Genomic DNA, 24,734 nt, shown 5'->3' on the forward strand with positions numbered 1-24,734 from the left:
TCCCGGACAATCGCGCCCCTGTTTCGGCCAGGGCGCTGCCTGTCGGATTTTTCCGACTCGTCCTGACCGGGTAGCAACTGACCGGAATGCGGAGATCCCACCGGATGAATGATCAGGCCAATAGCGTCGACGAACGCTATGTAGCGGCGACACCAGCGACCCTCGAAAGCTGGAATCGCCATGACACCACCTGGATGCTCGGCCTGTTTGGCACGGCGATCGGGGCGGGTACGTTGTTTTTGCCGATCAACGCGGGTCTGGGCGGCTTCTGGCCGTTGATGGTCCTGGCGGTGCTGGCGTTCCCCATGACGTTCTACGCCCACCGTGGCCTGACCCGTTTCGTGTTGTCCGGCCGCAAAGGCGCGGACATCACCGAAGTGGTGGAAGAGCACTTTGGTATCAGTGCCGGTGCGCTGATCACCTTGCTGTACTTCCTGGCGATCTTCCCGATCCTGTTGATTTACAGCGTGGCGCTGACCAACACCGTGGGCAGTTTCCTTGAGCATCAAATGCACATTGAGCCGCCACGCCGGTGGGTGCTGTCGCTCGTGCTGATCCTCGGCCTGTTGGGTGTGGTGCGTTGCGGCGAGCAAATGATCGTCAAGGCCATGAGCCTGATGGTTTATCCGTTTATCGTGGCGCTGCTGTTCCTCGCGGTGTTCCTGATTCCGCACTGGAACGGCGGCATTCTCAGCACCGCGTCCACGCTGCCGGAGCCGTCGGCGCTGTTGCGCACCCTGTGGCTGGCGATCCCGGTGATGGTGTTCTCGTTCAACCACTCACCGATCATCTCGGCGTTCGCGGTGGACCAGAAGCGTCGCTACGGCGATCACGCCGAAGAGCGCAGCTCGCAGATCCTGTCCCGTGCCCACCTGTTGATGGTGGTCATGGTGCTGTTCTTCGTCTTCAGCTGCGTGCTGACCCTGTCCCCGGCGCAACTGGCTGAAGCCAAGGATCAGAACCTGTCGATCCTGTCGTACCTGGCCAACCACTTCAGCAACCCGACCATCGCCTTCGCGGCGCCGTTGATTGCCTTCGTGGCCATTTCCAAGTCGTTCCTGGGCCATTACATCGGCGCCAGCGAAGGCTTCAAAGGCCTGATCGCCAAATCTGGTGCACGCCCGTCGCCTAAAAACCTGGACCGCATCACCGCTGCCTTCATGCTGGTGGTGTGCTGGATCGTCGCGACCTGGAACCCGAGCATCCTCGGCATGATCGAAACCCTCGGTGGCCCGGTCATCGCGGCCATCCTGTTCCTGATGCCGATGTACGCGATCCGCAAAGTACCGGCCATGGCGCGATATCGCGGCCAGGCGTCCAACGTCTTCGTGACCGCGGTGGGCCTGGTGGCGATTTCGGCGTTGATCTATTCGCTGACCGTCTGACAACACCTGATCGTTCCCACGCTCTGCGTGGGAATGCCTCAAGGGACGCTCCGCGTTCCAGCTGTAAAAAGGGACGCGGAGCGTCCCGGGCTGCATTCCCACGCAGTGCGTGGGAACGATCACGCCCGATCCTTGCAACGCACCTGACCCAGCGCACGCATCCCAGCGGATAAACGACTACCCTAGAGCCCTCAAGGACGCGTCTTGGACGGCCTGTTGATCTTTCTCTGGAGACGCTGCATGGCTCGTGCTCAAGGCGCCTCGGTGCAACCCCGTGCCGATACCCCCAACCGTTGGCAGGACCTGTTGGCCGGGCTGTCTATTGCCGGTTTGCTGCTGCCTGAGGCCGTGGCTTATTCCAGCATCGCCGCGGTGCCGCCCCAGGCCGGGGTGATTGCGTTGTTTGCCGGTTTGCTGTGCTACGCGTTGTTGGGCACCAGCCGCTTTGCCATTGTGTCTGCAACCTCATCCTCTGCCGCCGTGCTCGCCGCCGCCACTGCCACCCTGGCCAATGGCGATTCGGCCCTGCGCCTGTCGCTGGCGATCGGCCTGGTGCTGGTGACGGGCGGATTCTTCCTGTTGGCCGGTCTGTTGAAACTCGGCAGCGTGACCTCGTTCATTGCCAAACCGGTGCTGCGCGGGTTCGCGTTCGGGCTGGCGGTGACGATCATTCTCAAGCAGGTCGCGAGCATCGTTGACGTGCACTTGAGCAATGGCAACCTGATCCGTTTCGTCCCGCAACTGCTGGAACAGTGGCCGCAATGGAATCGGGTCGGTTTGCTGGTGGCGGCCGTGGCGCTGTTGGTGTTGGCGGTGTGCGCGCGATTCCGTCGGGTGCCGGGCGGTTTGCTGGTGGTGGCGCTCGGTATCGCGGCCAGTCACTGGCTGAACTTGCCGGCCTATGGCGTGGACCTGATCGGCGTCATCGACCTGAGCCTCGAAGTGCCCCGACTACCGGTGTTGCCGTTTGCCGACTGGTTGCGCCTGGGCGAGTTGGCGTTCGCCATGGTGATGATTCTGTATGCCGAATCCTACGGCTCGATCAGTTCCTTCGCCTTGAAGCATGGCGACCGGGTGTCGTCGAACCGCGACCTGTTGGCCCTCGGCGCGGCGAACCTGCTGTCGGGCCTGTTCCATGGCATGCCGGCGGGCGCCGGTTACTCCGCGACCTCGGCCAACGAGGCGGCCGGTGCCGGCTCACGGCTGTCCGGCGTTGTCGCGGCGCTGGTGGTGTTGCTGATTGTCCTGACGATGTTGCCCTACATCGCCCTGACGCCCGAGCCGGTGCTGGCGGCCATCGTCATTCATGCCCTGGCGCGCGGCTTGAGCCTGCAACCCCTGGGCCGCTATTTCATCTGGCGCCGGGATCGGGTGCTGGTGATCTGTGCGGTGGCGGCGGTGCTGGTGTTGGGCGTGCTGGACGGCTTACTGGTGGCGGTGGTGATCAGCGTGGTGCTGATGCTCAAGCAGATGTCCTCGGCGGATATTCAAGTGCTGGGGCAGATGGGCGATGGTCACGATTACGTCGATGTGCAACGTCATCCGGACGCCCGGCAAATCCCCGGGGTGCTGATCGTACGGCCCAGCGAGGCACTGTTTTTCGCCAATGTGGAACGCATTCTGGGCGGCGCGCTGCGACTGGCCCGCCATGCGGAGCCGCCGGTGCATACGATTATTCTCAGTCTGGAAGAATCCCCGGATCTGGACGGCACCAGCATCGAAGTGCTGGAAGGGTTCTTTTTGCAGGTGCGGGCCGAGGATAAATTGCTGATTCTGGCGCGGCTCAAGCACGAGGCCAAAGCGGTGCTCTCGACGTTGCCGGCGCAGGAACTGGAGCAGGTGATTCTCAGCGGGTTGAGTGTCGACGGCGCGGTGCAGCAAGCCCTGAATCCGCCCGAGCCGCAAACGCCAGGGTGAACACGGTCCCTGTGGCGAGGGAGCTTGCTCCCGCTCGGCTGCGAAGCAGTCGCAAAAATTCAGGCAACTCGGTTTGTCTCGAAGGACGCAGAGGGCCGCTGCGCGACCCGGCGGGAGCAAGCTCCCTCGCCATAGAGGCATAAAAAAACGCCGCTCATCTCGCGATGGGCGGCGTTTTCTATTGCGTTGCAGCGTTAGGCTTGAACGACCGGAATGTTGGCGTTCGCAGCAGCTTCACGGAACTCGGCGATCTGGTCGAAGGACAGGTAGCGGTAAACATCAGCCGCCATGCTGTCGATCTTGCCAGCGTATTCCATGTACTCCTCGACGGTCGGCAGGCGACCCAGGATGGAAGCAACAGACGCCAACTCAGCCGAAGCCAGGTAAACGTTCGCGCCGTCACCCAGACGGTTCGGGAAGTTACGGGTCGACGTCGACACAACAGTCGAGTTCGGCTCTACACGTGCCTGGTTACCCATGCACAGCGAGCAACCCGGCATTTCCATGCGAGCGCCGGCCTTGCCGTAGATGCCGTAGTAGCCTTCTTCGGTCAGTTGGTGAGCGTCCATTTTGGTCGGCGGCGACAGCCACAGACGGGTTGGCAGCTGACCCTTGACCTGATCCAGCAGCTTACCGGCAGCGCGGAAGTGACCGATGTTGGTCATGCACGAACCGATGAACACTTCGTCGATCTTCTCGCCAGCAACGCTGGACAGCAGACGGGCGTCGTCCGGATCGTTTGGCGCGCAGAGCACAGGCTCTTTGATGTCAGCCAGGTCGATTTCGATGATTTCAGCGTATTCGGCGTCAGCATCGGCCACCATCAGCTCAGGGTTGGCAACCCAGGCTTCCATCGCTTGAGCGCGACGTTCCAGAGTACGTGCATCGCCGTAGCCTTCGCCGATCATCCAGCGCAGCAGGGTGATGTTGGAGTTCAGGTACTCGGTGATGGAGTCTTTCGACAGCTTGATGGTGCAACCGGCAGCCGAACGTTCAGCCGAGGCGTCGGACAGCTCGAAAGCTTGTTCGATGCTCAGGTTGTCCAGGCCTTCGATTTCCAGGATGCGGCCGGAGAACGCGTTCTTCTTGCCTTTCTTCTCGACGGTCAGCAGGCCAGCCTGGATCGCGAAGTAAGGAATGGCATGAACCAGGTCACGCAGGGTAACGCCCGGTTGCATCTTGCCTTTGAAACGAACCAGGATCGATTCCGGCATGTCCAGCGGCATAACGCCGGTAGCAGCGGCAAACGCCACCAGACCGGAACCGGCCGGGAACGAGATGCCCATCGGGAAACGGGTGTGGGAGTCACCACCGGTACCGACGGTGTCCGGCAGCAGCATACGGTTCAGCCACGAGTGGATGATGCCGTCGCCCGGACGCAGGGAAACACCGCCGCGGGTCATGATGAAGTCTGGCAGGGTGTGGTGGGTGGTCACGTCGATCGGCTTAGGGTAAGCCGCGGTGTGGCAGAAGGACTGCATCACCAGATCGGTCGAGAAGCCCAGGCACGCCAGGTCTTTCAGTTCATCACGGGTCATCGGACCGGTGGTGTCCTGGGAACCGACGGTGGTCATCTTCGGTTCGCAGTAGGTGCCAGGACGAACGCCTTTGCCTTCTGGCAAACCGCACGCCTTGCCGACCATTTTCTGTGCCAGGGTGTAGCCCTTGCCGGTGTCGACAGGTGCTTCAGGCAGTTTGAACAGATCGGTAGGGCCCAGGCCCAGTTCGGCGCGAGCCTTGTCAGTCAGGCCACGGCCGATGATCAGCGGGATACGACCGCCGGCACGCACTTCGTCCAACAGTACCGGAGTCTTCATTTCGAAGGTGGTCAGGACTTCGTCGGTGCCGTGTTTGCAGACTTTGCCAGCATGCGGATACAGGTCGATCACGTCGCCCATGTTCATGTTGGTCACGTCGAACTCGATTGGCAGTGCGCCGGCATCTTCCATGGTGTTGTAGAAGATTGGAGCGATTTTGCTGCCGAAGCAGAAACCGCCAGCGCGCTTGTTCGGCACGTTAGGCACGTCGTCGCCGAAGAACCACAGGACCGAGTTGGTTGCCGATTTACGCGACGAACCGGTACCGACCACGTCACCGACGTAAGCGATAGGGAAGCCTTGACCGCGCATTTCTTCGATCTGCTTCATCGGGCCAGTCACGCCTTGGGCGTCAGGCACGATGCCTTCACGGGCCATTTTCAGCATGGCCAGGGCGTGCAGCGGGATGTCCGGGCGGGACCAGGCGTCCGGGGCAGGGGACAGGTCGTCGGTGTTGGTTTCGCCGGTGACCTTGAACACGCGCAGGCTAATCTTGTCGGCCAGGACAGGGCGGTTCTTGAACCACTCGCCGTCAGCCCACGACTGCAGCACGCCTTTGGCGTGTTCGTTGCCGTTCTTGGCTTTTTCCGCGACATCGTGGAACGCATCGAACATCAGCAGGGTGTGCTTGAGTTGAGCGGCAGCGACCGGGGCCAGTTCGGCGCTGTCGAGCAGGTCAACCAGGGTCACGATGTTGTAGCCGCCCTGCATGGTGCCGAGCAGTTCAACCGCGCGCTTCTTGTCGATCAGGGGGGAGGTTGCTTCGCCTTTGGCCAGGGCAGACAGGAAACCAGCCTTTACATAGGCTGCTTCGTCCACGCCAGGTGGAATGCGATTGGTGATCAGGTCAACGAGGAAAGCTTCTTCGCCAGCCGGGGGATTCTTCAGCAGCTCGACCAGGCCTGCAGTTTGTTCGGCGTTAAGCGGCTGGGGAACGATACCCAGTGCTGCACGCTCTTCGATATGTTTGCGGTAGGCTTCAAGCACAGTTATTACCCTCATCAGTGGTCCCAAATGGGTGTCCGGGACGCTCATCCCGAAATGGCCGTACTCATGCGCTGCGTGGCGTTGTGGGCCACTTAGCCAGAATTACCGACCATTCCTTACAGAAGCTGCTTTCAAAGTTTTACGCCTGCAGAACGGGGAGCTGATGAGGGTTGGCGTAGAGCTTTTCCCCGCTGGAAAAACCCTTCGCCAACTCCGCTCTGAAGGAACGACTGTGCTCGTGACGCTTTGAAAACAGCTTCAAACGGACATTGGCGCCTTAAAAGGCTGGCTGATTCTACGGCAAAAAAAAATTAAAGGTAAGTGAGGGGCTATTGGACTTTGGTGGCGAGTCGCGTTGTGCGCCTACGTGTGCGAGGCAAGGCGCGGGATGCCGCTAATGGTTGTTCCCTTGGCAAATCCCGCAACGCAGCCACGCGCTCGTAGGCGCGCAACGCGGCCGGCACCAAAGTCCAATAGACCCTTCGCCTTTAACTTTGAGGGGTGATCAATGTTAGACAAAGGGCTAACATGCCGACCTGTTCTGCTTTCCCGTGTTTTGCCTACCTATGCCCAATCAAACCATCAAGACTCCCTGCGTCGGCCTCTGTTCCACCGTTTACGGTGACCTGGTGTGCCGTGGCTGCAAGCGTTTCCACCACGAAGTGATCAACTGGAACGGTTACAACGAGGAAGAAAAACGCGCGGTATGGCTGCGTCTTGAGCAACTGCTGTCCCAGGTGATGGCCAGCAAGCTGGAGATTTTCGACCCGCAGCGCCTGCGGTTGCAGCTTGAACAGCGCAAAATCCGCTTTGTACCGCACCAGTCGGAATATTGCTGGGCCTACCAGTTGATCGCTCGCGGGGCGCGGGTGATCAACAATCTGGAAGCCTACGGGATGGTGTTGATGCCGGAGTTTCGCGACTGGAACCTGCCGCAATTGCGCGATGCCATTGATCGGGAGTTTTTCCTGCTGTCGGAGGCGCATTACCAGCGCTATATCGCGCCGGGGTTCCTCAAGGACGCCTTTGGCAACTAAAGCTTAAAAGCTTCGCGGGCAAGCCTCGCTCCTACAGGGTATGTGTCGTACACAACATTTGTGATCAACACGATCCCTGTAGGAGCAAGGCTTGCCCGCGATGGCGTCATTACTGACACCACACCCCTCAATGCCGCGTCACAACCTCTTCCAGATGATCCATGATCTCATCTGGCTTGAGCACCAGCACATCGCTCTCCACCGCATCCAGCACCACTTCCGCCGTATTGCCGATCAACGCCCCCGATAACCCGGACCGCGCTACGGTGCCAATCACGATCACTGCCGCGTTCAGCTTGTGCACCATATGCGGAATCAGCACATCCGCCGGGCCTTCCTCGATATGCAGGTGCTCGTCGTCAATATCGAATTCGGCCTGGAATGCCTTGCACTGCTCGCGATACTTGGCCTCGATGGTCTCGCGCAACTGAAACACCGGGTCCGCCGACGACAGCATCGGTGACGGGTGCGCACTGATCACGTGCAACTGCGCCTTGGCCAGGCTGGCGATGTCGTAGCCGTGATCGACAATGCACGCGTGCAACGTGCGGTGCTCACCGTCGGTGTTGCCAACGTCGATGGCCGCCAGAATGACTCCGCCGGTCCAGGGTTTCGAGGTTTTCACCAGCAGCACCGGCGTCGGGCAGTAGCGCAGCAATTTCCAGTCCGCCGGGGTCAGCAGGGCCTTTTTCAGTGGGCTGTCGGGGTAATGCTGCTTGACCACCAGCCCACAGCCTTCGGCTTGCTGCACGTCAACGATGGTTTCATGCAGGCTCTCGTTCCAGGCCTGCTCGGTGGTCACGCTGTAGCCGTCCTCCACCAGCGCAGCCTTGAGCACGCCGAGCATGCCGCTGTGGTCATGCTTTCGATCACACACCAGCAGGTGTAAATGCGCCTGGGTTACGCCCGCGATCAACTTTGCGCGCTTGAGCGCCAGGCTTTCCGAGTGTTCGGGTTCGATGACCACTAGGATGCTGCGGATGGCTTGCATGGTCGGGATCTCCAGGAAGTAAAGAACACTGCGTTGGACAACTATAGTTGCTGCTCGGGAATACGGGACTTGATGCATATCAATGGCGGCGACTGGTGGTCTGCCGACAAGCCCGTATAATCGGCGCCCTTCGTTTTGAACCTTTTATCCGTGAGCCCCATGATCCTTCCCGAAATTCACGAGTTCCTCGGCTGCCGCACCCCTGACGGCTGGGTCCAGGCCGCGCTGGCCGATCAGGAAACCTTGCTGATCGACCACAAGAACTGCGAATTCAAGGCCGCCAGCACGGCGTTGAGCCTGATCGCCAAGTACCACTCCCACGTGGATCTGATCAACCTGATGTCGCGCCTGGCCCGGGAAGAGCTGGTGCACCACGAACAAGTCATGCGTCTGATGAAAAAGCGCAAGATCGAGCTGCGCCAGCTCTCCGCCGGGCGCTATGCCTCGGGCCTGCGCAAAGTGGTGCGCAGCCACGAGCCGGTGAAACTGGTGGATACCCTGGTGGTCGGCGCCTTCATCGAAGCCCGCAGTTGCGAGCGTTTCGAGGCGCTGGTGCCACATCTGGATGAAGAACTGGGCAAGTTCTACTTTGGCTTGCTCAAAAGCGAGGCGCGGCATTTTCAGGGTTACCTGAAACTGGCTTATCAGTACGGCGACGCCAAGGACATCGCCCAGGTCATCGATCGGGTTCGCGCTGCCGAGCAAGAGCTGATCGAATCGCCGGACGTGGAATTCCGTTTCCACAGCGGTATCCCGACCGCCGCATGACCCAATCAACCGCCGCATATCCCCTTGTAGGAGCGAGGCTTGCCCGCGAAGGCGTCGTATCATCCAACATCAATGTCGAATGACACACCGCCTTCGCGGGCAAGCCTCGCTCCTACAAAAACGACGTCATCCGCAGGCTGTGATGTTTTGATTCAATATTGTTAAAAACTCTTAAGAGTATGAAACATCACCCAAAACCGGCCCCCACGGCCGGTTTTTGCTGCCTGCCATCTCCGTCTCGTCACTGATTGCCGCCATAATGCCGCCCACTTCAAACAAGGGTTGGCACGCGGTCGTTATGGATAACCTGGGTTTTGGCAAAGTTTTGCTGGTGGAAGACGACGAAAAGCTCGCCGGGCTGATTGCGCATTTCCTGTCCCAACATGGCTTCGAGGTCCGGGCGGTGCACCGCGGCGACCTGGCGTTGGCCGCATTTCTGGAATTCAAACCGAAAATCGTCGTGCTCGACCTGATGTTGCCGGGTCAGAGCGGCCTGCACGTGTGCCGCGAGATTCGCAGCGTGTCCGACACGCCGATCGTGATCCTCACCGCCAAGGAAGACGACCTCGATCATATCCTCGGCCTGGAGTCCGGCGCCGACGACTACGTGATCAAACCGATAAAACCCCCAGTGCTGCTCGCCCGTTTGCGCGCCTTGCAACGTCGGCAGACGCCGGACACCAACGTGTGCAGCGCCCTGGAATTCGGCCACTTGAGCATCGACCGCAGCTGCCGCGAAGTGCGCCTGGCGGGCGAGGGCATCGAGCTGACCACCATGGAATTCGAGCTGCTGTGGCTGCTGGCCAGCGCCGCCGGCAAGATCCTGTCCCGCGACGACATCCTCAACCGCATGCGCGGCATCGCCTTCGACGGCCTCAACCGCAGCGTCGACGTCTACATCAGCAAACTGCGGGCCAAACTCAAGGACAACCCCCGGGAACCGGTGTGCATCAAGACCGTCTGGGGCAAGGGTTACCTGTTCAATCCGTTCGCGTGGGAGCTTTAGATGCTGCGGTTATTTCTGGGGCTGTACCTGATGCTCGCCGTGGGGCTGGTGCTGGCGTTGCAGACGGTCGAACACACCTTCAACGCACTGCTCGACAACCAGATGCAGGCCTACAATCGCGAAGCCGTGCGCGGTCAGGCGTATACGCTGGTGGAGCAGTTGCGCGGCCTGGAAGGGCCGGGGCGCGAGCAGCAATTGGAGGCCTTGCGTCCGCATTATGGCTTGGGGCTGACGCTGGTCGAGGCTGATCAACTGGCCCTCGATGACCAGGAAAAAGCCCTGTTGGCCAACGGCATGCTGGTGATTCGGGAGAAATACACGCAGTTCATTTCCACCATTGATGGCGGCTCGCAACTGCTGAGCATCAAGCTCCCGGCGGAACCCAGCCTGATGCCGTTCTATATCGCGGCGGCCTACCTGATGCTGGCGGTTTTGATCGGTATCGTGCTGTTTTTCTGGGTGCGGCCGCACTGGCGGGATCTGGAGAAACTGCGCCTGGCCGCCGAGCGCTTTGGCGATAACGATCTGTCGTCGCGGATCCAGCTGTCCAAGCGCTCGAACATCCGCGACCTGGCCGAACACTTCAACCTGATGGCGGCGCGCATCGAAGGCCTGATCGCCAATCAGCGCGAGCTGACCAACGCGGTGTCCCATGAACTGCGTACACCGATTGCGCGGTTGTCGTTCGAGCTCGATCAGCTCAAGCAACAACCCGATCCGACCCAGAACCGCGAGCTGATCGCCGACATGTACGCCGACCTGGGCGAACTGGAAGAAATGGTCTCTGAACTGCTGACTTACGCCAGCCTTGAGCGCGGCGCCACGGTGATCAATCGCGAGAATATCCAGGCCAGCAGTTGGCTCGACAGCGTGGTCGGCAGTGTGGCGCTGGAGGCGGAAGCGGCGGGGGTGCAGTTGCTGATTGTCGAGTGCCAGATTGATGAGGTGCGGATCGAACCGCGCTTCATGGCCCGGGCGGTGATCAACCTCCTGCGCAATGCCATTCGTTATGCCGACAGGCGCGTCGAGGTGTCGCTGGTGCGCAACGATGATCGCTACGAAGTGCAGGTCAACGATGACGGGCCGGGCGTGCCGATGGACGGGCGGGAAAAGATCTTCGAACCGTTCTCGCGGCTGGACGCCAGTCGGGATCGGCGTACCGGCGGTTTTGGCTTGGGCCTGGCGTTGGTGCGGCGGGTTTCGCAGTCCCACGGTGGGCAGGTGGAAGTGGCGGATTCGCCGTGGGGTGGGGCGTCGTTTCGCATGACGTGGGCGCATTTGGATTAGTGTCGTTCTTGAGGACGCCTTCGCGGGCAAGCCTCGCTCCTACGGATGATCGTTCCCACGCAGAGCGTGGGAAATGCTTCAAGGGACGCTCCGCGTTCCCATGGGACGCAGAGCGTCCCGGGCTGCATTCCCACGCAGAGCGTGGGAACGATATTAGACGGCATAAACCACCTGCCCAGCCAACGACGTCTGCAACCGTCGCTCGACAATCGGGCTGTCCGCCGCCTCGCTCGCCAGATACTGCACCGCCAGCACCGTGGTCAAACGCCAGCGCTCATCAATCGGCAACGGTCTTGCGGTCCTTGCGCACATCACTCGCGCCGATGTACACGAGCAGGCACAGCGAAGTCAGCGATAAACACATGGAACGAAACATGGGAGTACCCGAGGGAATTTGGATGCGCCCATGCTAGGCGGCGGGTGGCCAGCGATCTTTGAGAGCTTAGTCGGGAAACTGTCAAAGACTGTGAAGGGGTTCTGGGGTGCGGCGAATAACCGGTGGCAAGGCGTTCGTTGTGGCGAGGGGGCTTGCCCCCGTTGGGTCGCGAAGCGGCCCCGGCATTCCTCCTGTCACACCACGCGAGCAGGAATTACGACTGCTGCGCAGCCGAACGGGGTGATGCGGCATTCCGACAAACCCTCTCGCCACAATAGAATTTCCTCACCACTGCAGATCTGTTCACTTTTCCAAACCGAGGCGTTTATGCCAATCAGCGATGGACTCTTCGGGATAGACCTCGAACTCCTGATCCTTAGGCTTCAGCTCGACCTCCACCCACGACGCTTTCGAACCCAGCATCAAATGCGTGTTCTGCGGCGGCACCGGCAACGGCGTGTCGATAACCGAGGCAAACGGGTGAATCAGCTCCGGCCATTCAGGACTGAACAGCCATAACCCCGAGCCGCACACCGAACAGAAATGCCGTTCGGCGGTGCTGCGGTGGGCGCGTTTGTCGCCTTCCTCCTTGAGCCGCGCATGGTAGATCGCGATGTGCTTGCGCCCGTTGACCTTCAGGCTGTCCGCATCGCCACTGAGGTTGATGGCGTAACCGCCCCCGCCCTGGGTCTTTCGGCAGATCGAGCAGTAGCAGCGCTGATAAGGGTAGGGGTGGGCGCTGGTCAGACTGAACGACACCGCGCCGCAATGGCAGGAACCTTCGAGCTGCATGACAACCTCCGGCTGTTCTTGAATGGGTTCAAGACAGCCTAGATCAATACCCGCGCTGTACGTTCGCCAGGTTCTCCGGCGCCAAGCCATTCAGGAAACGCTCAAGATTGGCCAGGAAACTGTCGGCAATCTCATGCCGGCTGTTACTGGAAATCGCCGACGTATGCGGCGACAGACGCACCCTTGGATGGGCGTAGAGTGGATGCCCGTCAGGTAGCGGCTCGGGCTCGGTCACGTCCAGCGAAGCCAGGCCAATCGCGCCGCTGTCCAGCGCTTCCAGCAACGCCCCGTGATCGAGCAAACCACCCCGGGCAATGTTGATCAGGTGCAGACCGGGTTTGGCGCTGGCCAGCACCGCGCTATTGACGATGTGTCGGGTCGCAGCGGTCAACGGCGCGGCCAGCACCAAATGATCGGACCGGGTAAACAACTCGTGGATATCCCGCGCGGCCTCGACGCCTTCAACCTCGAAGGGCGCCTGGCTCTGTCGTAGCGCCACGACATGTATGCCCAGGGCGTGGGCCTTCGCCGCCAGGCTGCGGCCAATCGCACCGAAGCCGAGAATCCCCAACGTCGTGCCCTTGAGCGGTGTCAGCGCGGTGAAATTCCAGTGTGAGTCATGCACCCAGATATCCGGCAGATGCTTGGCGGCGGCGAAGATCGCGGCCAAGGCAAACTCGGCGATGTTCTCGGCGGCGCTGCCCCGGGAAGTGCTCACCGGAGGGCCGTCGAACAGCCATGTGGGGTAGAAGTCGATACCGGACGACACCACTTGAATCCACTTCAAGCCATAAGGCCAGCCCGGTGGCGGCGTGTCCGGCGCCAGGTAGCCGCGCACATTGATCGGACGCGCCAGCAAAATACTGACTTCGGCGGGCAGGTCGCTGGGCACGCCAATTGGCACGTCCAGGACCTCGGCGCCGGGGTGGATGTGCGCGAGGCGCTGGCGGATCACATCGTTGAAGTCTTCATCCAGTTGACTGGCAATCACGAGCTGGCTCATGGGCGTTCCTTCGGTTGGCGCTGGGCGAAAACGGCTTTGCCGACGCCTTGCAGCACGGCGTCGTTTTGCGGTGTATGGACGCGACTGCAGAGCACATCGCGGTAGTGCCGTTGCAGCGGATTGTGGCGTGACAGGCCGGGGTTGCCGGAAGCTTCAATGGCCAGCTCGACGGCGCGGATGGCGTTGCCGGTCACCAGGTATTTCAGTTGCGCGGCGTTGCTCGATGGCGTGCGCCCTTCGGCGGCGGCATCCAGCAGGCTGCGGTTGGCGAACAACAGCGTGTCGATGTGGCCGACCGTTTCCTGAAACCGCGGCAGGGTCGACAGTGCCGCGCCGAGGTTGGACGGCTTGCGTTGTTCCAGCCAACCGACCAACCAGTCGCGGGCCGCTTGGGCAACGCCGTCGTAGACCGATGACAACAACACCGACATCCACAGGAACCCATCGCCATCCAGCTCGGGTTGCGGTGCGCTCCAAGGGCTGACGCTGACCGCGTGATCCAGCGGCACCAGCACATTGTCGAACACCACTTCATGGCTGCATGTGGCGCGCATGCCCAGGTGATCCCAGTCCTCAATGATGCTGATGCCCGGCGTGTCCTTGTGCACCAGCCAGGCACCGACCAGCGGATCTTCATCGGTGCTGCGCGCCCAGACGCTGAACCAGGTCAGGCCGTGACTGCCGGTGGAATAGATCTTGCGCCCGCTGATGCGCCAACCGGCGGCAGTGCGTCGGGCAACGGTGGCCGGCAAACCGCCACGGGCCGGAGTGCCAAGGTCGGGCTCGACCCGCAGGGCGTTGATCAATGCGCCGTGCTCGACCGCGTCCCGGGCCACTTGCAGACGCAGGGCCTCGGGCCAGGATTTACTGTCTTGCAGACGTGCGTGCTGGAGGTATTGCATCACCAGGATCAGCGCCGTCGAGGGTTCGCCTTTGGCAATCGCGCTGATCGCCTTGCGCGCCTGGCTCAGGTTCGCGCCGCCACCGCCAAGGGCTTTGGGCACGGTGAGCGCGACCAGGCCGTGCTCGTGCAGCACGTTGAAATTGTCCTGAGGGAACGCGCCGCTTTCGTCATAGACGTGGGCCGTGGCGGCCAGTTGTGCGCCGAGGGTTTCCAGCAGCGCTTCGACATTGGCTGCTTCGATGGAGCGCAGGGGTGAAGCGTGTTGAGAGGAAAGACTCATGGTGGGTTCACTCGATCAAAAGGTGAGAGCCGGTAGCTGCTTCAATGAGGTCAAATGTGGTGAGGGGGCTTGCCTGTGGCGAGGGAGCTTGCTCCCGCCGGACTGCGCAGCAGTCCCCTGCTTTTCAGGGATAAGCGGGGGCCGCTTCGCGACCCAGCGGGAGCAAGCTCCCTCGCCACAAGCAAGCTCCCTCGCCACAAGCAAGCCCCCTCGCCACAAGGGGTGGGTGTTCGGCCATGAAATTCATAACGGCAACAACCTGAACTGCCTGTCCCACAACGGCCCCACATCCAGCCGCTCACTCAACACCCCCGCATCAAAGAACAGATCCGCCACTTCCTGCTGCGAGGCGATCGCTTGGTCGTCGACTTCGAGGACTTTCCACGGCTGGCTGCGGCTGTTGTACATGTCGAGGAACACGGCTTTATCAACGCCCAGCAACTGCGCCGATTTGGTGGCCCAAGGCTCGGGGTTGTTGTTGATCCATTCCAGGGTGCGCGCGGTGCGCTGCAAGTAGTCCTGAATCGCCTGTTTGCGCAGCGGGTCTTCCAGGGCGGCGGGGCGTGCCGCCATCAAATAGTTGCCGGACAAATAGCCCTGGGCCGTCTTCAGGACCCGGGCGCCGCTGCGAAACTTCGCCAACTGGATAAACACGCCATAAATCACCCAGGCATCGAGCTGGCCGCTCTGGAAAGCGCTGAAGCCGTCCTGCGGTGTGAGGGCCACAGCGGTGATGTCCTTCATGGTCAGGCCCTGTTCCTTCAAGGCCTTGATCAGAAAGTAGTGCGAGGTGGTGGAACGCACATAGCCGACCCGTTTGCCCTTCAATTGCCCGACGGATTCGAGGGTCGAGTCCTTGGGGATCAGGAACACCTGGTTGTTCACATCGCCTTGAATCACCGCGATCAGCTTCGGCTGGCGATGGCTCTGGATCGAGAAGATCGGCGGGATCTCGCTCATGGAACCGATGTCCAGGCTGCCCGAGGCCAGCGCTTCGACGATCAGGTTGCCGCCGGCGAACTCCGCGTAATCGACCTTATACGGGCGGTTGGCGGTACCGGCGTCTTCGGTGAAGTACGACTCCTGGCCACGGTAGGTGGCGACGCCCAGCGTCAGGTCCGACAGCGAGGTGTTTTGCGCGAAGGCGCGGGCGCCCAGGCCCAGGGAGGACAGCCCCAACGCACCTACGGCAATCGAACTGGCCGTCAGGAAGCCGCGACGATTGAACTGACCCTGTTGAATGTTTTTCGTCATGGTCAGGCTCTGGTCAGATAGCGATTCGCGCGGGGAGTTGCCCGAGCAGTTGTTCAACGGCGCGCAACACCGGGTCGGCTTCGGTGCGTACCAGCCAGTCCGGGCTGACTTCGGCGAAGGCCACGGTGCCGTCCTGTGTGATCACCACCACAGTCGGTTGCGGTAATTCCCAGGTGCCGGTGCCAGTGATTTCACCGATGCCGGCGCCCCTGGCCAGCGAGGCTTTGCGCGAGGCTTCATCGAAGCTGTAGAGAATGCCCAGGCGCCGGCCGAGCTGGTTGTCCGGGTCGCTGGCCACTTGCAGTTCCAGGCTGTGCCGGGTCTTGATCTCGACCAGGCGTTCCGGCACCTGCGGGCTGACCGCCACCAGCGGCACACCCAGCGCATGCAGTTGCGGATAGAGCAGACGCTGGTACCAGGGCAGGGCGATGTTGCACGCCGGGCAGCCAGCGAAGCGGAAGAAAATCAGCACCGCCGGACCGTTAGCGAGTAATTCATCGCGGCTCAGCTCACCGCCTTCAACCTTCAACAGCGTGAAAGGCTCAAGGGTGTCGCCGACCTTGACGAAGTCCTCGGTCCGAGCCTCATCGACCAGGCGTTGACGCTGATCGATATTGACTTGCAGGGCCGCCGGCTCCCAGGTCGCCAGGCGTTCGGCGTGCAGATCCGCGAGCAATTGATTGAGGGATTCGCTCATGCCACGGCCTCGCTTTTCTCTTCGGTTTGAAGGGCGGCGTGACGGTTGGCAGGGACGTCCAGACCCAGGTTGTCGCGCAGGGTGTTGCCGCTGTACTCCTCGCGAAACAGGCCCCGTTGTTGCAACAGCGGCACCACCCATTCGGTGAAGTACTGCAAGCCATCGGGCAGCAATGAATTGATGATGAAACCGTCGGCGGCTCCGGCCTCGAACCAGGTTTGCAGGGCGTCGGCAACCTGCTCGGGCGTGCCGACGAAATCCCGGCGTGGCCGGGAGAAACGCAGGGCCACCTGACGCAAGGTCAGGCCTTCGTCCTTGGCCAGTTGCTTGATCCGGTCGGACCCGCCTTTCTGGCTGTTGGCGCCCAAATCACCCAATTCGGGGAACGGCGCATCCAGCGGGTACTGGCTGAAATCATGGTCATTGAATGGCCGGCCGAGGGCGACAATCGCGTCTTCGATGCTGACCAGTTCCACCGCTTGCTGATAACGACTTTCCACTTCCGCTTCGTCGCGGCCCACGATGGGGCGGATGCCCGGCAGGATCGACAGCTTCTGCGCATCCCGGCCGAAGCCGCTGGCCCGTTGTTTCAGGTCTTGGTAGTAGGCTTTGGCTTCATCGAAGGTTTCGGGGCTGACGAAAATCGCATCGGAGTTCTCGGCCGCGAAATTGCGTCCGGCCTCCGAGGTGCCAGCCTGGAAAATCACCGGTTGGCCTTGCTGGGAGCGAGCGATATTCAGCGGACCTTTGACCGAGAAAAACTCACCCTTGTGCTCCAGCGCATGCAGTTTGCCGGGGGTGAAAAATTCACCGCTTTGCTTGTTGTAGGCGAAGGCGTCGTCTTCCCAGGAATCCCACAAACCCTTGACCACTTCCACGTGTTCCTTGGCGATGCGGTAGCGCACGGCGTGGGGCGGGTGTTCGGCCTTGCCGAAGTTATCGGCGGTGCCGCTGAGCCAGGAGGTCACCACGTTCCAACCGGCGCGACCGCCGCTGATGTGGTCCAGGGACGCAAACTGACGCGCGACCTGGAACGGTTCGGTGTAGCTGACGGTGACGGTCGCCACGAGGCCGATATGTTGTGTGGTCGCCGCCAGCGCCGAAAGGATGGTCAGCGGCTCGAAGCGATTGAGGTAATGCGGGCTGGATTTTTCGTGGATGTGCAGGCTGTCGGCGATAAACACGAAGTCGAATTTCGCCCCTTCGGCCAGTTGGGCCTGCTGCTTGTAAAAGTCGAAATTCACGCTGGCGTTGGGCTGAGCCTGCGGGTGGCGCCATTCGCCCCAGCCGTGGCCGACGCCATGGACCATCGCACCGAGTTTCAGTTGACGTTGTTTGCTCATGGTTCTTACTCCTGAATTAGCGCGATGCCTGGCTGATCGGGGCACGCTGGGCGTTGAAGCGCTTGTCGAAGCCTTGGGAGACGTCGATGTGTTTAGTGAGAATGCCTTCTTCCTGATAGATGTCGGCGGTGGTTTGCAGGCCGCTGATCACCGTGTCGTCAATCGTCACCGGTTGCATGTGCGTGCCTTTATTCACCGCGACATGCACAGCCAGCGGCAGGCCGGTGACCTTGGCCTGGGCGGCGGCGTATTCCTCGGGGTGGGCGTTGGTCCAGCGGTAGGCGCGGTCGACCCGGGCGACGAAATCGTCCAGTTGCTGGCGCTTGCCGGCGATCGCCTGGCTGGTGGCGGCCAGGTACAAATGGTTGGTCAGCAGGGTGTCGCCGCTGGCCAGGACCTTGGCCTGGCTTTGGGTGGTGGAAATCGTGGTGTAAGGGTCCCAGGTCGACCAGGCGTCGGCGCTGCCGTTGTCCAGCAGGATTCGCGATTCGCTGGGCATCAGGTAGATGAACTGCACGTCGTGGGTGCTCAGGCCGACGCTGCGCAGGGCCTTGATCGCCAGGAAGTGGCCGATGGAGCCGCGAGTGGTGACGATGCGCTTGCCCTTGAGGTCGCTGGCGTTGTTCAGCGGCGAATCCTTGAGCGCGAGAATGGCCGTGGTGTAGCGACCTTCGGCGTGGATGATGCTGATCACTTTGAGCGGTGCACCGGCGCCGAGGGCGAACACATAAGGCGCATCACCGAGGGCGCCGATGTCCACCGCCCCAGCATTCAGCGCTTCGCCCAGCGGCGCGGCGGCGGGGAATTCGGAGAACTGGATGTCGTAGGGCACATCCTTCAATTCGCCGGAGACGTCCAGCAGCACCTTGATCGAGGATTTTTGATTGGCTACCAGCAAGGGTTGCAGGTCGGCGGCATGGCTGATGGCGGTGAAGCCCAGGGTGCAGAAGAGGCTCAACAACAGCGGTTTGAGTGACATGACAAGCTCCAGGCGGGTTCGTGTGGCCTCCGCCTGGAGAAGGGGTCGGTCTGGGGTTGACGTTATCTCTATAAAAAGCCGTTGGGAAAGTCTTTATGGTTATATGCTAATTATTAAGTAAGCTGATTATCACGATGTTCAATATGAAATAAATGCATTTAAGTCGTGCGCTGATCGTTCCCACGCTCCGCGTGCGAATGCACCCCGGGACGCTCCGCGTCCCATTCAGAGCCGAACGCGGAGCGTCCGTTGAGGCATTCCCACGCAGAGCGTGGGAACGATCAATAACCTGTAGGAGCGAGGCTTGCCCGCGAAGCAGACGACGCGATTTTTCAGGTATGCCGTGTCATCGTTCTTCGCGGGCAAGCCTCGCTCCTACAGGTCGGTGGTGTACATGATCGTTCCCATGCTCCGCGTGGGAATGCAGCCCGGGACGCTCAGCGTTCCATTCAGACCCGAACGCGGAGCGTCCGTTGAGGCATTCCCACGCAGAGCGTGGGAACGATCGATAACCTGTAGGAGCGAGGCTTGCCCGCGAAGCAGACGGCGCGATTTTTCAGGTATGCCGTGTCATCGTTCTTCGCGGGCAAGCCTCGCTCCTACAGGTTGGTGGTGTGCATGATCGTTCCCATGCCCCGCGTGGGAATGCAGCCCGGGACGCTCCGCCTCCCATTCAGAGCCGAACGCGGAGCGTCCGTTGAGGCATTCCCACGCAGAGCGTAGGAACGATCGATAACCTGTAGGAGCGAGGCTTGCCCGCGAAGCAGACGGCGCGATTTTTCAGGTATGCCGTGTCATCGTTCTTCGCGGGCAAGCCTCGCTCCTACAGGTCGGTGGTGTACATGATCGTTCCCATGCTCCGCGTGGGAATGCAGCCCGGGACGCTCAGCGTTCCATTCAGAGCCGAACGCGGAGCGTCCGTTGAGGCATTCCCACGCAGAGCGTAGGAACGATCAATAACCTGTAGGAACGAGGCTTGCCCGCGAAGCAGACGACGCGATTTTTCAGGTATGCCGTGTCATCGTTCTTCGCGGGCAAGCCTCGCTCCTACAGGTCGGTGGTGTACATGATCGTTCCCATGCTCCGCGTGGGAATGCAGCCCGGGACGCTCCGTGTCCCATTCAGAGCCGAACGCGGAGCGTCCGTTGAGGCATTCCCACGCAGAGCGTAGGAACGATCGATAACCTGTAGGAGCGAGGCTTGCCCGCGAAGCAGACGACTCGATTTTTCAGGTATGCCGTGTCATCGTTCTTCGCGGGCAAGCCTCGCTCCTACAGGTTGGTGGTGTGCATGGTCGTTCCCATGCCCCGCGTGGGAACGATCATGCGGGGATCAGAAGTTGTACGCCAACCGCGTGTAGTAATACGCCCCGCCAAAGCCGAACGGCGAAAACTGCCCGTATTTGTAGCCACCGACCTCGCCCTTGAAACCACCGGCGAACTGGAAGTCGATGGTGCGGTTGCGGCGCTGGGCGTGTACGCCGTCGGGGTAGGGCGTGTCCGGGTCGCCAGCCAGGGAGGTGATGTCGTTGGGTCGATAGTTGCCGGTGACCTTGGTGGTTTCCATGTAGCTGGCGGTGGAAAAGGAATAGAACGTCAGGTCATCCTGAATCGGCAGTTCGAGGTTGTAGCTGGCGTTGGTGACCTTTTCCCGGCCCAGTCCATAGCTGGGGTTCCAGCCGTGGCGGTTGACGGTCTGGTCGCGGCTGTCAGGGAAACCGGGTGAAGAATACAGGTTGCCCGTGGCGCTGCCGGTGCGGGCGAAGGGTTCCTGTTCCTTGCTGTCCAGCGCCAGGTTGGCGAAGCCGTCATTGGGCAGTGCCAGGCCGTAGTTGAACGTCTGGTGCACGGTGTCGCCGTCGCCACTGCCGTAGCGTCCGAACGATGTTTCAGCGCTGCCGCCGCTGTCGTTTTCCTTGAGGATGATGTTGATCATCCCGGCGATGGCGTCCGAGCCTTATTGCGCCGAGGCACCGTCGCGCAGCACTTCGATGTGATCGATCGCCGAGACCGGAATCAGGTCAAGGTTGACCGGCACCGCCGCCGTGCCGATGCGTGCCAGGTTGTTGATCAGCGTGGTGTTGTGCCGGCGCTTGCCGTTGACCAGCACCAGCACCTGATCCCCGGACAGCCCGCGCATGGTCACGTCGCGCACCGACCAGGACGTCCCGCCGCCGTTGATCGCCGGCAGGTTGAAGGAAGGCAGCAGGCGCGAGAGCAATTCCTTGAGCCCGACCTTGCCACTGGCCTGCAATTACTGGGCGCTGATCACATCAATGGGCGAGGGGCTGTCGGTGATGGTGCGCGGTTGATTGCCACGGTTGCCGGTGACGACCACGGTGCTGAGTGTTTTATCCGGCTCAGTGTTTTCGGCGTGGGCGTGGAGGCTGATGGCGAGCAGGCTCAGGGCTGCTGCGGCGTAATAGGCGTCGGTGCGCAAGGCGGCGGGCATGGGTAAATCCTCTCCAGGTGGATGCAGCCTCCACCTGGAGAGGGGTCGGATGTCGGTGGGTTTGCCCCTATGCCTGCAAGGCCAGGAGCGCGGATTATTCAGATCACGAAGAAGCCATGGGTAGCATCGCGGGCCAGTTGCGCGACCAAACCATATTCCCAATCCAGATACGCCTGCATGGCTTCACGCGGGCTGTCGGTGCCTTCATAGGGGCGGCGATAGCGGTCGATGCGCGGCGACGCGAGGTGTGTTTCGCCATCCTCCAGCGGCAGTTGCGCGGCGACCCAACTGGCCGTGCCGCCCTTGAGCAGGAACACCGGTTTGCCGGTCAAGGCCTCGACTTCGGCGACCGCCAGCCGCGCCAATTGGCTGCTGCCGCAGGTCAGCACATAGCGTTGCGCGGTCGGTACGTTGTTCAGCGCTTCGCTTAATTGCCCGCGCAGCGTCCACCAGGCACCGGGGATGTGGCGTTTGACGTAGTTGGCGCTGCTGGTGAAATCCAGCACCACACTGTCGCCATGAGCCAGCCATTCGGCCAGGGTTTCGGGGCTGATTTGCTCGGCTTGCTGCGACGCAGGCACCGGCGCCTGCCAAGTCCCCGTTTCGCTGAAATGCGCAGGCTGCACGTCATCCAGCACATGCACCTCCCAACCGAGTTGCGAGAGCCAGGACGCCGACATATTGGCGCGCACGCCGTCGTCATCCACCAGCACCAAACGTGCACCGCGCACACTGGCGAAGTGATCGGTTTCCTGCACCAGTTGGCCGCCGGGGGTCGAGCGGGCGGTGGGCAGGTGACCTTGTTCAAATTCTTCCGGCGTACGCACATCGAACAGATAAGTGCTGCGCGTCGATTCCTGCTGCCAGCGCTGAAGATCAGCCAAGGTGGCGCGGCCTACCAGTGCCTTATCGGCGACCCGACGGGCATCCTTGGCCGCGATGTGCCGATGCTCTTCGCTGGTCGGCGCAAATCGGCGCGACTGGCCATGTTGCAGTTTCTGACCGGCGAGGGTCCAGCCGATGGTGCCGTTGCGCAAGGCGGAAACCGGGTTCGGAATGCCGGAGTTGATCAGCGACTGCGTGCCGATGATGCTGCGGGTGCGCCCCGCGCAGTTGACGATGATCCGCGTCGTCGGGTCCGGCGCCAGTTCCCGGGCGCGCAAGACCAGCTCGGCGCCCGGAACGCTGATCCCGGTGGGAATGCTCATGGTCTGGTATTCATCGAAACGCCGGGCATCGAGCACCACCACGTCGGCCTCGCTGTCGAGCAACGCCTGGACTTCTTCCGCCGCCAGGGATGGCGTGTGGCGCTGGCTTTCCACCAGTTCGCCAAAGGCCTTGCTCGGCACATTGACGTCGATAAACAACTCGCCGCCGGCGCGGCGCCATCCGTCCAGGCCACCTTCCAACAGGGCCACATTCACATAGCCCAGGCCCTGCAAGCGCTGCGCAGCAATCTGTGCCAGGCCTTCGCCGTTGTCGTAGACGGTCAGGGGGGTATCGAGCCGTGGAATCCGCGAATACACCTCCAGTTCCAGTTTCGACAAGGGGATGTTGGCCGCGAACAAAGGATGCGCCTCAGCGAATGGCGCTTCTTCACGCACATCCACCAGGGCCAGTTCTTCCTTGTTCAGCAGGGCCTTTCGAATATCAGCGAAGGAGCGGGTCAGTTCGATACTCATAGGGCTTGGCTCTCTTTGGACAGATCCCAGATGTTGGGGAGAAAGGCGTTGGAATAACCGGAGATAAACAGTTTCTCGCTGCCGTCGGGCTGATACACCGCGCGGCGCACGGCACCGATGTTGGCGCCGTACACATGAATGCTGATGGACACCTGGTCGTCAAACGCGTTGCTGACTTGATGGATGTCGCCAATCTTCGGCGACACGGCCTCGACCTGGCCGGGTTGCAGTTGTATGCGGTTGCCCTCGGGCACCAGCGTGCCATCGGTGTGGCGGGCGAACCCTTGGGAATATTCCGCGCCGCGCAACATGCCGATCAGGCCCCAGACCCGATGATCGTGGATCGGCGTGCGCTGCCCCGGGCCCCAGACAAAACTGACCACACTGAAGCGTTGCCGGGAATCGGCATGCAGCAGGAATTGCTGATAACGCTCGGGGTCGGGGCGGGCGAAGTCTTCCGGCAGCCAGTCGTCATGGCTGACCAACTGCCCGAGCAGCTTGCCGCCGCGATGCAGCAGGTCTCCCTCGCGCGGGTTGCTGTCGATCAATTCCGCCAGGGCGCCTATGAATGCTCTGAGTCTCTCCGGGTGTCGGGCCTGGGTCATGGCGATTCCATCGTTGAAGGTTGTTGTGATTATCTAAGCATAATGATTCGGCTTAATATGCAATTTTTAAATGATTAGCTTATAGCTGAAGGGAATTTAGAACTCGATTGAATAGCGTTAATCGTTATCGATCTGGACGCTTCAAGCTTCGGGCTATCCAGATTTCAGCAATAGAACTATGCTTTTCAGACATCTTATTGACTGTTCTCTATGTGCGGGCCAAATGAAAATTGATGATATCGATGCCTTCGTCGAAGTGATTCGTTGCCAGTCCATCAGTCACGCAGCCGAGTCGTTGCAGCTGACCCAACCCGCCATTACCCGGCGCGTGCAGAACTTTGAGCAAGCCCTGGGCGTGGAATTGTTCGACCGCAATACCAAACCGCTCAAGCCTACTTTGATCGGAACCCGGGTGTATGAACAGTGCCGTTTGATCCTTCGGGAAATGGACGCGCTGCGCGAGCTGGTGGCGACCGACGCGCCGCCCACCGGCCTGCTGCGCCTGGGCGTGCCGCAAACCATCGGCGATGTGGTGTTGCTCGATGCCCTCAAGCATCTGCGCGTTGAATACCCCGAGTTGCGCGCCCAGGTGGCAACGGGTTGGGGCAGCCAATTGGTGGGCAAGATCGAGCGCGGTGAACTGGACGCGGCCGCCGCACTATTCCCGGCGGGGAAGATTTTCCCGGACAACATCGTCGGCCAGTCCATCGGCAAAATGGAATTGGTGGTGGTCTGTGCCAAGGCACAAGTGCCGAAGCGCCCGTGCAAACTTGCCGACGTCTACCAGAGTGGCTGGATTCTCAATCCCGACGGTTGTGGTTTCCGCGCCGGGTTGCAACGCACCTTGTCGGATCAAGGACTGGCGCTGCGGGTCAATCTGGAAACCTTCGGCACCGAGTTGCAACTGGGGCTGGTCGCCGATGGTTTGGGCCTCGGACTGGTGCCGCGCCCGTTGTTGGAGCGCAGCGCGCATTTCGAGCAGTTGGCGGTGGTGCCGCTCAAGGACTTCAAACCGGTGATGGACCTGTGGCTGATCTACCCGCACTTTCTCGGCAACCTGCAAGGGCCGGTGGATGCCTTTGGCAAACTGGTCGCCGGGTCGCTGCAGAAGATCAAGAGCGCGGCATAAGGAACGTCTCAAGACATAAAAAAAAATGATAATTAGCTTAGATT

At 61.2% G+C, this 24,734-nt stretch carries 21 protein-coding genes and 1 pseudogene; 7 read left to right on the forward strand and 15 right to left on the reverse strand.

What is annotated here, in order from left to right:
* The first annotated feature begins 104 nt into the window (after window positions 1-104).
* A complete protein-coding gene (locus ACZ89E_RS05275; RefSeq protein ID WP_476255024.1) occupies window positions 105-1,385 on the forward strand; it encodes a serine/threonine transporter in 1,281 nt (426 codons plus the stop codon).
* Between the two features lie 240 nt (window positions 1,386-1,625).
* On the forward strand, window positions 1,626-3,302 hold the full coding sequence (locus ACZ89E_RS05280; protein ID WP_476255025.1) for a SulP family inorganic anion transporter: 1,677 nt from the start codon (window positions 1,626-1,628) through the stop codon (window positions 3,300-3,302).
* A gap of 194 nt (window positions 3,303-3,496) precedes the next feature.
* Here the strand turns inward: ACZ89E_RS05280 and acnB are convergent, their stop codons facing one another.
* Window positions 3,497-6,106: a bifunctional aconitate hydratase 2/2-methylisocitrate dehydratase gene (gene acnB / locus ACZ89E_RS05285; RefSeq protein WP_149662153.1), complete on the reverse strand. Its 2,610-nt coding sequence runs from the start codon at window positions 6,104-6,106 to the stop codon at window positions 3,497-3,499.
* A 566-nt stretch (window positions 6,107-6,672) separates the two neighbouring features.
* Between acnB and ACZ89E_RS05290 the strand changes: the two genes are divergently transcribed.
* Window positions 6,673-7,143, forward strand: a complete 471-nt coding sequence (locus tag ACZ89E_RS05290; protein ID WP_149662119.1) for a DUF1289 domain-containing protein — start codon at window positions 6,673-6,675, stop codon at window positions 7,141-7,143.
* 127 nt (window positions 7,144-7,270) lie between these two features.
* Here ACZ89E_RS05290 and ACZ89E_RS05295 read toward each other — a convergent pair whose 3' ends face one another.
* Window positions 7,271-8,134, reverse strand: coding sequence for a universal stress protein (locus ACZ89E_RS05295; RefSeq protein WP_476255026.1), 864 nt, complete (start codon window positions 8,132-8,134; stop codon window positions 7,271-7,273).
* A 159-nt stretch (window positions 8,135-8,293) separates the two neighbouring features.
* Here ACZ89E_RS05295 and ACZ89E_RS05300 point away from each other — a divergent pair, with 159 nt between their 5' ends.
* From ACZ89E_RS05300 to ACZ89E_RS05310, 3 genes are all read left to right on the forward strand, one after another.
* On the forward strand, window positions 8,294-8,902 hold the full coding sequence (locus tag ACZ89E_RS05300) for a MiaE family protein (RefSeq protein ID WP_054047466.1): 609 nt from the start codon (window positions 8,294-8,296) through the stop codon (window positions 8,900-8,902).
* A gap of 298 nt (window positions 8,903-9,200) precedes the next feature.
* Window positions 9,201-9,908, forward strand: a complete 708-nt coding sequence (locus ACZ89E_RS05305; RefSeq protein WP_476255027.1) for a winged helix-turn-helix domain-containing protein — start codon at window positions 9,201-9,203, stop codon at window positions 9,906-9,908.
* Window positions 9,909-11,195 (forward strand): ATP-binding protein, encoded by a 1,287-nt coding sequence (locus ACZ89E_RS05310; RefSeq protein ID WP_476255028.1) that lies wholly within the window; start codon window positions 9,909-9,911, stop codon window positions 11,193-11,195.
* 153 nt (window positions 11,196-11,348) lie between these two features.
* Here ACZ89E_RS05310 and ACZ89E_RS05315 read toward each other — a convergent pair.
* From ACZ89E_RS05315 to ACZ89E_RS05375, 13 genes and pseudogenes are all read right to left on the reverse strand, one after another.
* A pseudogene (locus ACZ89E_RS05315) lies at window positions 11,349-11,483 on the reverse strand (MipA/OmpV family protein); the annotation flags it as partial.
* Window positions 11,484-11,874: 391 nt separating this feature from the next.
* Window positions 11,875-12,363, reverse strand: coding sequence for a GFA family protein (locus ACZ89E_RS05320; RefSeq protein WP_463257595.1), 489 nt, complete (start codon window positions 12,361-12,363; stop codon window positions 11,875-11,877).
* 43 nt (window positions 12,364-12,406) lie between these two features.
* A complete protein-coding gene (locus tag ACZ89E_RS05325; RefSeq protein ID WP_476255029.1) occupies window positions 12,407-13,366 on the reverse strand; it encodes a D-isomer specific 2-hydroxyacid dehydrogenase family protein in 960 nt (319 codons plus the stop codon).
* Complete coding sequence (locus ACZ89E_RS05330; protein ID WP_476255030.1) at window positions 13,363-14,550, reverse strand: acyl-CoA dehydrogenase family protein; 1,188 nt, start codon at window positions 14,548-14,550, stop codon at window positions 13,363-13,365. Before ACZ89E_RS05330 ends, ACZ89E_RS05325 begins: the two co-directional genes overlap by 4 nt.
* Window positions 14,551-14,793: 243 nt before the next feature.
* On the reverse strand, window positions 14,794-15,804 hold the full coding sequence (locus ACZ89E_RS05335; protein WP_476255031.1) for an ABC transporter substrate-binding protein: 1,011 nt from the start codon (window positions 15,802-15,804) through the stop codon (window positions 14,794-14,796).
* 13 nt (window positions 15,805-15,817) lie between these two features.
* On the reverse strand, window positions 15,818-16,501 hold the full coding sequence (locus ACZ89E_RS05340; RefSeq protein ID WP_476255032.1) for a peroxiredoxin-like family protein: 684 nt from the start codon (window positions 16,499-16,501) through the stop codon (window positions 15,818-15,820).
* A complete protein-coding gene (locus ACZ89E_RS05345; RefSeq protein ID WP_476255033.1) occupies window positions 16,498-17,844 on the reverse strand; it encodes an LLM class flavin-dependent oxidoreductase in 1,347 nt (448 codons plus the stop codon). The genes ACZ89E_RS05340 and ACZ89E_RS05345 overlap by 4 nt, the downstream gene beginning before the upstream one ends.
* A gap of 16 nt (window positions 17,845-17,860) precedes the next feature.
* The gene (locus ACZ89E_RS05350; protein ID WP_476255034.1) at window positions 17,861-18,823 is read right to left on the reverse strand and encodes an ABC transporter substrate-binding protein; all 963 of its coding nucleotides are present in this window, start codon (window positions 18,821-18,823) and stop codon (window positions 17,861-17,863) included.
* A 1,332-nt stretch (window positions 18,824-20,155) separates the two neighbouring features.
* Window positions 20,156-20,758, reverse strand: coding sequence for a hypothetical protein (locus ACZ89E_RS05355; RefSeq protein WP_256672432.1), 603 nt, complete (start codon window positions 20,756-20,758; stop codon window positions 20,156-20,158).
* Window positions 20,759-20,779: 21 nt separating this feature from the next.
* Complete coding sequence (locus ACZ89E_RS05360) at window positions 20,780-21,076, reverse strand: TonB-dependent receptor plug domain-containing protein (RefSeq protein ID WP_476255035.1); 297 nt, start codon at window positions 21,074-21,076, stop codon at window positions 20,780-20,782.
* On the reverse strand, window positions 21,077-21,274 hold the full coding sequence (locus tag ACZ89E_RS05365) for a hypothetical protein (RefSeq protein ID WP_476255036.1): 198 nt from the start codon (window positions 21,272-21,274) through the stop codon (window positions 21,077-21,079).
* Window positions 21,275-21,372: 98 nt separating this feature from the next.
* Window positions 21,373-22,956, reverse strand: a complete 1,584-nt coding sequence (locus tag ACZ89E_RS05370) for a rhodanese-related sulfurtransferase (RefSeq protein WP_476255037.1) — start codon at window positions 22,954-22,956, stop codon at window positions 21,373-21,375.
* On the reverse strand, window positions 22,953-23,561 hold the full coding sequence (locus ACZ89E_RS05375; RefSeq protein ID WP_123508742.1) for a cysteine dioxygenase family protein: 609 nt from the start codon (window positions 23,559-23,561) through the stop codon (window positions 22,953-22,955). Before ACZ89E_RS05375 ends, ACZ89E_RS05370 begins: the two co-directional genes overlap by 4 nt.
* A 223-nt stretch (window positions 23,562-23,784) precedes the next feature.
* Here ACZ89E_RS05375 and ACZ89E_RS05380 point away from each other — a divergent pair, with 223 nt between their 5' ends.
* The gene (locus ACZ89E_RS05380; RefSeq protein WP_149662132.1) at window positions 23,785-24,690 is read left to right on the forward strand and encodes a LysR family transcriptional regulator; all 906 of its coding nucleotides are present in this window, start codon (window positions 23,785-23,787) and stop codon (window positions 24,688-24,690) included.
* Window positions 24,691-24,734 lie beyond the last annotated feature (44 nt).

Source organism: Pseudomonas sp. TE3899, assembly GCF_056279105.1.